Genomic DNA, 8,003 nt, shown 5'->3' with positions numbered 1-8,003 from the left:
AGCAGCCTCGGCTACCGCAGTCCCGCTGAATACGAGACCACCCTCGCAGCCTGACCACCACACCAACGGTGTCCGTCAAAGCGGAACAAGCTCAGCACACGAACGGATCCCGCTGGCGGCCCCCGGCCTCCTGGCCGTGGCCGTCTTCGGGGCACTCATGGCGGGGCTGTCGGCGCGCCTGCGGGCACCGCAAGGCGGGACCGGAAGACGTGGACCGCCTGACGGCGGGCGAGATCTGCTGAATCGGGTCTGCATCGCGCGGACGTGACAGGCACCGCCGAGCCCCGGCCACCGGCCGGTCTCAGGCGCCGCCCCTTCACGTTCCCGCGCGCCATCGCTGTGGTGCGCCCACCTGGAAAGACCTCAAGAAATGCTCGCTTCCCTCCGCTTCACCGTCCGGCGCCGCGCTCTGGCCGCGGCCGGCACCGCCGTGGCTCTGGCCCTGACTCTGGCCGCCTGCGGTTCGTCCGACGACTCCTCGTCCATGCCCGGTATGGACCACGGCACCCACGCCTCCGCCTCGCCCAGTGCGTCGTCGTCGATGGGTGACACGCCCGGCATGGATCACATGGCCGCTGGAGGCTCCGGCCTGTCCGACAGCCAGGACGGCTACCGCCTCACCTCCCCGGAAACGGCTCTGGCGTCCGGCAATCCGGCCGCGTACCGGTTCACGATCAGTGGTCCGGACGGCAAGCCGGTCACGGCGTTCGCGCTCGAGCAGACCCAGCGGATGCACTTCTACGCCATCCGCTCCGACCTGACGGGCTTCCAGCACATCCACCCCGTCATGTCCCCCGACGGCACCTGGACCGCCGACCTGGCCGCCCTCACGCCCGGAACCTGGCGGATGTTCACCTCCTTCACCCCCGACAGCGGGAGCGGCAAGGGCAAGGACCTGGTGCTGTCGCGGACGGTGACCGTTCCCGGAAACGTCGCCGAGACCCCGCTGCCCGCCCCGGCGACCACGGCCGAGGCCGACGGCTACACGATCACCGTCAAGAGCAAGCCCATGGCGGGCATGGCGCACCCCCTGACCGTCTCGGTCTCCAAGGACGGCAAGCCGGTCACCGACCTCCAGCCGTACCTGGACACCTACGCCCACCTGACCGCCTTCCACGAAGGCGACCAGGCGTTCGCCCACCTGCACCCGACCACCCAGGTCACCGGCAACAACGGCGGGCCCGACCTCGCCTTCCACGCCGAGCTGCCCACTGCGGGCAACTGGCGGCTGTTCCTCCAGTTCCAGACCGGCGGAAAGCTCCACACCGCCGGTCTGACCCTGAACGTCGGCTGATCCCGGCGGGCGCCGCCCGAAACGGCGGCGCCCGCCCTGCCACTGCCTGGAAACCATGCCCAGGGAGGCGGCAGCCGATCGTCAGGATGCCTCGTCGGCGCTTCGGCGGCGGCACCGTGTGGGGACCACTCCTCTGGGGTGCCTCAAAGAGGCCGCGTTCAGGCGACGGCCACGCTCACAGCCGCTGAGCCCGGCGTCTGCCCCGGCCCTTAGGCCTGGGCAGACGCGTCGATGGACCGGCGGCCGCGCCCTCAGCGTGCCTCGAGCATGGCGCGCATCTGTGCGATCTCGGCGGTCTGGCTGCGGATGATGTCGGCCGCGAGGTCCTTCGTCGGACCGTAGGAGCCGTGACGAAGCTCGGACTTGGCCATGTCGATGGCGCCTTCGTGGTGCTCGATCATCATCGTCAGGAACATCGTGTCGAAGGCCCGGCCGGAGGCCCGATCCAGGTCGGTCACCTGTGTCCTGTGCATCATGCCGGGCATGGACGTCGCACCGTCATCGTCTCGTCCCATGCCGGCCATGTCCTGCATGCTGCCCATGCCCCGCGGCACGGTTTCGCCCCATGCCCTCAGCCAGCCGGTCATCAATCGGATCTCGGGGGCCTGCGCCTTCTGGATCCGCTCGGCGAGAGCCTTCACCTCGGGCGAGGAATCGTGGCTGCGGGCCATCTGCGCCATGACGATGGCCTGGCGGTGGTGGGGGATCATCCGCTGGGAGAAGGTGACGTCCGCCTGATTGTGCTCGTCAGCCTGCGTGAGGACGCGCATCGTCACACTGGCAAAGTGGGCCGGCTCGGCCGAGGCGGCGGTTACGGCGCCGCCCGGGGCGGCCAGGACGAGCGCGGCCACTGCTGCGGTCAGGGCGGCGCGGCGGCCGGTCGGACGGTTGGTGCTCATGGTGTGCCTCCTTGGGCGAGCCGGCGGGCGGGCCTGCCGGTGGGGGTGGAACAGTGCGCGGGCAGGCAGGACGAGCGGGGCGAGTCAGGCCTGGGCTCCCGGCGGTCGCTGCGGGAGATCACGGCGGTCACCAGCGGGCGTCTGCCCGGCGTCGGCGCTCCACTGTGCGCCGCAGGCCGCGGTCACGACGTGCGCCTTGCCGTTGCCAGGCGGGTGCTGTGCGCCGCCCACGGGCCGACAAGGGGCATCCGCCGCCGGTAGGCGGCGGCGTCCGTGCGGGCGAGCGGCGGGATACGGGGCTCGGTCGGGGTGATCAGTCGGGCCGTGTCATAGACGGCACCTGGCAGGATCAGGGCGCCGGCCAGGACGGTCATCACCGCGGCCATGGTCCCCACCCGCCTGCCTGATGTCCGAGCCGCGCTGTCAGGCGCGGCCCGGCCCGGTGGGGTGGTCATGCTTGTCGAGCCGGTCCCGGTCGGACGGGCTGTGCCCCTCGTGCCCGTCGCCACGCATGCCGCGCATCATGAAGAACATCATCAGCGGGCAGAGACCAATGATCGCGAGCCAGGCCAACGTCGCCACCGGTACGCCGAGCGCCAAGGCTCCGACGAACGCGATCGCGGCGGCGAGGGCGTACAGGCCGTAGTTGCGGTTGGTGTTCACGGCGGCCTCCTTGCCTGAAGCCGTGGCTGCCCGGACCGGGTTTGCCCGTGGGCCGGGCTAGGGGGCGTTCTGCGGGTGGCCGTGCAGGACGGCCAGGCGGCGCTTGTACTCGTCCTCGTCGATCTCTCCTCGAGCCAGCCGCTGGGCGAGGATCTGTTCGGCTGGCGGGGCGGCCGGGGTGTGAGTGTGCTCCTGGAGGCGGTTCAGGGCCCGGAGGAGGAGCACGGCCGCGGTGATGGTCAGCGCCCAGAACGGATCATGCCGGCCGTCATCGCGAACCAGCCCCATCCGCTGACGTCGGGGTCGTACCAGAACATCATCACCGCTCGCCTTCTTCGCCGACGGGGGTTTGTCCTACCTGCATCGTCACGCCGACCGGGCTGCGGGGGACGGGGCCGAATGGGTCCCTTCCGGGGCCGCCCGGTCCCTGCCTCGCAGCACCGCGAGGGGGCGCATGCTGGAAGGGACGGGCCGGACAGGGAGGCGAGAGCCCATGGGCGCCGTTGACGTGGTGGTCGTCGTGCTCGCCGTCGTGGTGATCGGCGGGCTGGGCTGGTACTTCTTCGGCCCCCGCCGGGCCGGATCCGCCCGGCTGGAGGACGGAATCCAGCGGGTGGACGTGGTCGTTCGGGGCGGCTACAGCCCAAACCTGATCAAGGTCCGGCAGGGCACGCCGCTGGAGCTGGTCTTCGACCGGCAGGAGTCCGGAGAGTGCACCTCCCGGGTCGTCTTCCCCGATCTGCACGTGAGCGCCGGGCTGCCCGCCCACACGCGTACCACGGTGCGCCTGAGCCCGGACCAACCGGGCACGTTCGGTTTCGCCTGCGGCATGAACATGATCCACGGCACCCTGGTCGTCGAACCGGACGGACACCCGCAGTCCACGTCACCACCCCCAGCCGCCCACGAGGCGGCGATCGCGCCGGGCGGCGGCCCGGCGGCCGCCGTGGAGCGGTCGGCGGCCGAGGCGGAGGCCGCCGATGTCGCCGAGCGGCAGGCGGAGATCGTGGACCTGACCCGCCGGGTCGTGACCGGTGCGGTTCTCACCGCCCCGGTGCTGTTCGCGGTGATGGCGCACGAGCTGTTCGGGGCCGGCTGGGTTCCGGGATGGATGCTGAACCACTGGCTCCAGCTGGCGCTGATCACCCCGGTGATGTTCTACACAGGGTGGCCGATCCACGTGACCGGCTGGCTTGCGCTGCGCCACCGCAGCGCCGACATGAACTCGCTGATCACCCTCGGTACGAGCGCCGCCTACGGCTACAGCCTCCTCGTCACCCTCGCCCCCGGCCTGCTGCCCGAGGACGTGCGGGAGGTGTACTACGAGGCCGTCGGCGTGATCCTCACCCTGATTCTGCTCGGCCGGCTGCTGGAGGCCCGCGCGAAGGCCGGCACGGGCGAAGCCATCCGTTCCCTGCTGGGACTGCAGGCCCGCACCGCGCGCGTCGTACGGGACGGCGCCGAAACCGAGATGCCCGTCGAGGACGTGACCGTCGGCGACGAGATCGTGATCCGGCCCGGTGAGAAAATCCCCGTCGACGCCGAGGTCCTGGCCGGCTCGTCCGCCGTCGACGAGTCGATGGTCACGGGCGAGCCGATGCCGGCCACCAAGCGCGCCGGGGACACGGTCATCGGCGCCACCGTCAACACCACCGGCTCCCTGCGCGTACGGGCCGCCAAGGTCGGCTCGGACACGATGCTCGCCCAGATCATCCGCCTCGTCCAGGCCGCGCAGGCCTCCAAAGCACCCATCCAGCGCCTGGCCGACGCCGTCTCCGCCTACTTCGTGCCCGCGGTCATCGCCATCGCCGTCGCCACGTTCGCCCTCTGGTTCACCCTCGGGCCGGCGCCGGCCCTCACCCTGGCCCTGGTCTCGGCCGTCGCCGTGCTGATCATCGCCTGTCCCTGCGCGCTCGGGCTGGCCACCCCGCTGTCGGTGATGGTCGGCACCGGCAAGGGGGCCCAGGCCGGCATCCTCATCCGCTCCGCCGAGGCCCTGGAGAGCGCCCACAAGCTCGACACCGTCGTCCTCGACAAGACCGGCACCGTCACCGCGGGAAAGCCCGTCCTCACCGACGTCCACACCGCCAGCGGCACCGACGAGGCCGAGCTGCTGCGGCTGGTGGCCGCGGCCGAGGAACCGAGCGAGCACCCGCTCGCCCAGGCCGTCGTCGCCGGCAGCTGCGAACGCGGCGTGGCCTGGCCGACCGCCTCCGAGTTCGACTCCGTCACCGGCCAGGGCGTCAAGGCGACCGTCGACGGCCACACCGTCCTCGTGGGCTCCCCCCGCCTCCTGGCCGGCGCCGGCATCGACACCGGCTCGCTGAGCGCGGAGGCGGCGCGCCTGTCGGCCGCAGGGAAGACGCCCGTCCTCGCCGGGATCGACGGCCGGCCGACGGGGGTCCTGGCCGTGGCCGACACCGTCAAAGACGACTCCGCGACTGCCATCGCCGCCCTGCATCGCCTGGGCATCGAGGTGGTCATGCTCACCGGCGACAACGCGCGTACCGCCGCCGCGATCGCCGCCCAGGTCGGCATCGGCCGGGTGCTGGCCGAGGTGCTGCCCGAGCACAAGGCCGACGAGATCCGCCGGCTTCAAGCCGAGGGCCGCACCGTCGGCATGGTCGGCGACGGCATCAACGACGCCCCCGCACTCGCCGCCGCCGACGTGGGCCTGGCGATCGGCACCGGCACCGACGTCGCCATCGAAGCCGCCGACATCACCCTCATCTCCGGATCCCTCACCGGCGTCGTCACCGCCGTCAGCCTCTCCCGCGCCGCCATGCGCAACATCAAGCAGAACCTGTTCTTCGCCCTCGTCTACAACGCCATCGGCATCCCCCTCGCCGCCGGCGCCCTCTACCCCCTGTGGGGCATCCGCCTCAGCCCCATCATCGCCGCCGGAGCCATGGCACTGAGCTCCCTGTCCGTGGTCACCAACGCCTCCCGCCTGCGCCGCTGGCACCCCGCTCCCCTGCCGCACACCACACCGGCCCGCGTCCAGCCCCGAGTCGAAACACCGGCAGACCACGCGCCGGCCGACGGCCAGCCCGCAGATGCGGGCCCGCACGCCCGCCGGGACAACGCAGGCACCGCAAGGCAGGTCGTTGACCCCGTGTGCGGAATACGTATCGACCCGGCAGGCGCCGCGGAGCGTCGCCAGACCGGAATCGGCGAGTACTTCTTCTGCTCCACCGGCTGCGCCGCCGCCTTCGACGCCGACCCGAGCCGCTACACCACCACGCCCCACACCACACACGAAAGCCGGTGAGCCCTCCACCGGGGTTCACCGGCCCGTGCGCGGGTGCGTCAGACCACGCCCGGGTTCGTGTCGTAGCGGCGCGGGACCACCACCGACAGGTCCATGTAGGACTTCGGGACACCCATCTTCTCGGGGTCGTACCAGGGCCGGATCAAGTTCTCCTGACCGGTGACCTCGTTGAGGGTGCAGCCGCTCGACCACGGCTCGATGTTCCCGGCGAGCTCGGGGTTCCCGTTCAGGGAGCCGTACACGTGTTCCGGGTCGAGCCGTTCGGGGTGGCCAGGCTGGTGCTGCCACAGGGCAAAGAGCCGGTCCACGTTCGAGTGCAGCAGGAAGACGAACGGGTCGCGGAACGAGATGTGAGTCCCGCCCATGTTGACGAAGCCGTGCATTTCGTTGTGGCTCTGCTCGAGCACCTGCCGCATCGTCTCGTAGTCCGCGGCGTCCAGGACGTCCTGGTCCCGCGGCGCGTCGATGGGCAACCCGTTGACCTGCCGATTCACCGTCCTCGGCGGGTCGGCGGGGTTGTTGTTCGGGTCGAAGGCGTTGTCGGACCGAAACGGGTTCGCATGCGGGGCGTAGAAGCCGGCGTTCTCAAATGGCTGCCCGATGGGCTGCAGGTCAGCCCCGCCGTACCCCATGAACTGCGGGGTGGGGGCGGCTTCGAGCGTTCAACGAGTCGTGGCCGCAGGGGCGCCGGTACGGGGGCTGACCGCCGGGAAGCGGGGCCGGCCTCAGCCGCGGGACCGGCGCGGGCGGTGGGGGCGGCGCCGCCCCGGTGAGGGATCAGGTGCGGCCCCAGGCGAGGAGAATCCTCCTGGCACCGCGGCCCGCTGCGCCGGCTGCTGCGTGGCAGGGGTCGCGGGGGCGGGGAGCGTGGGCTTGGCGGTGGCCAGGACGGCGAGGTGCGGGATGTGGCGGGCGCAGGCCTGGCAGACCTCTGCCAGGGTCCAGACCTGGCCAACGGCCGGGTTGTGGACCAGGACCAGCAGGCTGGTGCCGGCGCACTGGACGCGGGAACTGCGGCAGCGCGCATTGCGCGCTGCCGCAGCTGCAGGCGGCGTTGGGGCGGGCGCCGACGAGGCGGCCGTGGGCCTTGATGTGCTCTGCGACGAAGCGGCGCATGCTCGCGGCGTCCTTCGAGCGGGGCGTCGGGGTCCCGTCGTCGTTCTGGTACTGGCTGGCGTTTCTGCCGGCTCGTGAAGGAGTCGCGGTTCGTACGCCGTTGGGGAGGCCAGCCCGTCGGCGGCGCGGGGCGCTCGGAGTTCAGAGCGCGCGCAGGACGGCGACCACTTTGCCGAGGATAACGGCCGCGTCGCCGGGGATCGGCTGGTAAGCCGGGTTGTGGGGCATGAGCCAGACCTGGCCGTTCTCGCGGCGCAGGCGTTTGACCGTGGCTTCGCCGTCGAGCATGGCCGCCACGATGTCGCCGTGGTCCGCGGCGTCGGCCTGCCTCACGGTGACGATGTCGCCGTCGCAGATGGCTGCGTCGATCATGCTGTCGCCGACGACCGTGCGGAGCGTTGTCCCCGGCACCGGAGCGTCGGCCGGGGCAGTCGACGCAGTCGATGGACCTGTTGGAGACGCGCGGGCGAAGCCGCCTCACCCGGCGGGTGATGACCGCCGCGCGCATCACCAGGGCACTATGCCGGCGTCGTCGAAGAACTGGCCGGTCGGGCCTTCGTCGGGCAGGGTCGCGAGTTTGATGGCGATCGCCGCGCCCTGTTCGGGGGTGCGCACCCCGCGGAAGCCGTTGAGGTCGGTCGCGACGTAGCCGGGGCAGCCGGCGTTGAACCGTTCCGGGTTCGGTAGGGACTCGATCGTTTGAGAGGATCGAGTCATGGCACGTTCTTCCCAGTACCCGCTTGAGCTGCGCCGTCGTGCG

At 71.6% G+C, this 8,003-nt stretch carries 7 protein-coding genes and 2 pseudogenes; 2 read left to right on the top strand and 7 right to left on the bottom strand.

The window, feature by feature from the left end; all coding sequences use genetic code 11:
- Nucleotides 1-370: 370 nt before the first annotated feature.
- On the top strand, nt 371-1,294 hold the full coding sequence (locus ABTY04_RS39725) for a DUF8832 domain-containing protein (protein WP_352218305.1): 924 nt from the start codon (nt 371-373) through the stop codon (nt 1,292-1,294).
- Nucleotides 1,295-1,545: 251 nt separating this feature from the next.
- Here ABTY04_RS39725 and ABTY04_RS39720 read toward each other — a convergent pair whose 3' ends face one another.
- The 4 genes from ABTY04_RS39720 to ABTY04_RS39705 all read right to left on the bottom strand — a co-directional run bounded on the left by ABTY04_RS39720 (nt 1,546) and on the right by ABTY04_RS39705 (nt 3,144).
- Nucleotides 1,546-2,193, bottom strand: coding sequence for a DUF305 domain-containing protein (locus ABTY04_RS39720; protein WP_352218304.1), 648 nt, complete (start codon nt 2,191-2,193; stop codon nt 1,546-1,548).
- A gap of 182 nt (nt 2,194-2,375) precedes the next feature.
- Nucleotides 2,376-2,579 (bottom strand): hypothetical protein, encoded by a 204-nt coding sequence (locus ABTY04_RS39715; protein WP_352218303.1) that lies wholly within the window; start codon nt 2,577-2,579, stop codon nt 2,376-2,378.
- 37 nt (nt 2,580-2,616) lie between these two features.
- Entirely contained in the window at nt 2,617-2,856 is a 240-nt protein-coding gene (locus ABTY04_RS39710; RefSeq protein WP_352218302.1) for a DUF2933 domain-containing protein, read from the bottom strand.
- 57 nt (nt 2,857-2,913) lie between these two features.
- Nucleotides 2,914-3,144 carry an SHOCT domain-containing protein gene (locus ABTY04_RS39705; protein WP_352218301.1) on the bottom strand — a complete coding sequence of 77 codons (231 nt, stop codon included), beginning with the start codon at nt 3,142-3,144 and terminating at the stop codon, nt 2,914-2,916.
- Nucleotides 3,145-3,349: 205 nt separating this feature from the next.
- On the opposite strand from ABTY04_RS39705, the gene ABTY04_RS39700 reads away from it, so the two are divergent.
- Nucleotides 3,350-6,127: a heavy metal translocating P-type ATPase gene (locus ABTY04_RS39700; protein ID WP_352218300.1), complete on the top strand. Its 2,778-nt coding sequence runs from the start codon at nt 3,350-3,352 to the stop codon at nt 6,125-6,127.
- 38 nt (nt 6,128-6,165) lie between these two features.
- Here ABTY04_RS39700 and ABTY04_RS39695 read toward each other — a convergent pair whose 3' ends face one another.
- The 3 genes and pseudogenes from ABTY04_RS39695 to ABTY04_RS39685 form a co-directional block, all read right to left on the bottom strand.
- Nucleotides 6,166-6,759, bottom strand: a complete 594-nt coding sequence (locus ABTY04_RS39695; protein ID WP_352218299.1) for a tyrosinase family protein — start codon at nt 6,757-6,759, stop codon at nt 6,166-6,168.
- Nucleotides 6,760-7,384: 625 nt separating this feature from the next.
- A pseudogene (locus ABTY04_RS39690) lies at nt 7,385-7,630 on the bottom strand (LexA family protein); the annotation flags it as partial.
- A gap of 120 nt (nt 7,631-7,750) precedes the next feature.
- Nucleotides 7,751-7,909, bottom strand: a pseudogene (locus ABTY04_RS39685) (dehydrogenase); the annotation flags it as partial.
- Nucleotides 7,910-8,003 lie beyond the last annotated feature (94 nt).

This window comes from Streptomyces sp. NPDC097981 (assembly GCF_040302565.1).
Lineage (GTDB): Bacteria > Actinomycetota > Actinomycetes > Streptomycetales > Streptomycetaceae > Streptomyces.
This window is presented reverse-complemented; position numbering and strand designations above follow the sequence as displayed.

Excerpts from the sequence above, each read along its gene's own strand:
- ABTY04_RS39705 (WP_352218301.1), bottom strand. The coding sequence starts at position 3,144 with ATGGGGCTGGTTCGCGATGACGGCCGGCATGATCCGTTCTGGGCGCTG.
- ABTY04_RS39720 (WP_352218304.1), bottom strand. The coding sequence starts at position 2,193 with ATGAGCACCAACCGTCCGACCGGCCGCCGCGCCGCCCTGACCGCAGCA.
- ABTY04_RS39715 (WP_352218303.1), bottom strand. The coding sequence starts at position 2,579 with ATGGCCGCGGTGATGACCGTCCTGGCCGGCGCCCTGATCCTGCCAGGT.
- ABTY04_RS39700 (WP_352218300.1), top strand. The coding sequence starts at position 3,350 with ATGGGCGCCGTTGACGTGGTGGTCGTCGTGCTCGCCGTCGTGGTGATC.
- ABTY04_RS39725 (WP_352218305.1), top strand. The coding sequence starts at position 371 with ATGCTCGCTTCCCTCCGCTTCACCGTCCGGCGCCGCGCTCTGGCCGCG.
- ABTY04_RS39695 (WP_352218299.1), bottom strand. The coding sequence starts at position 6,759 with ATGGGGTACGGCGGGGCTGACCTGCAGCCCATCGGGCAGCCATTTGAG.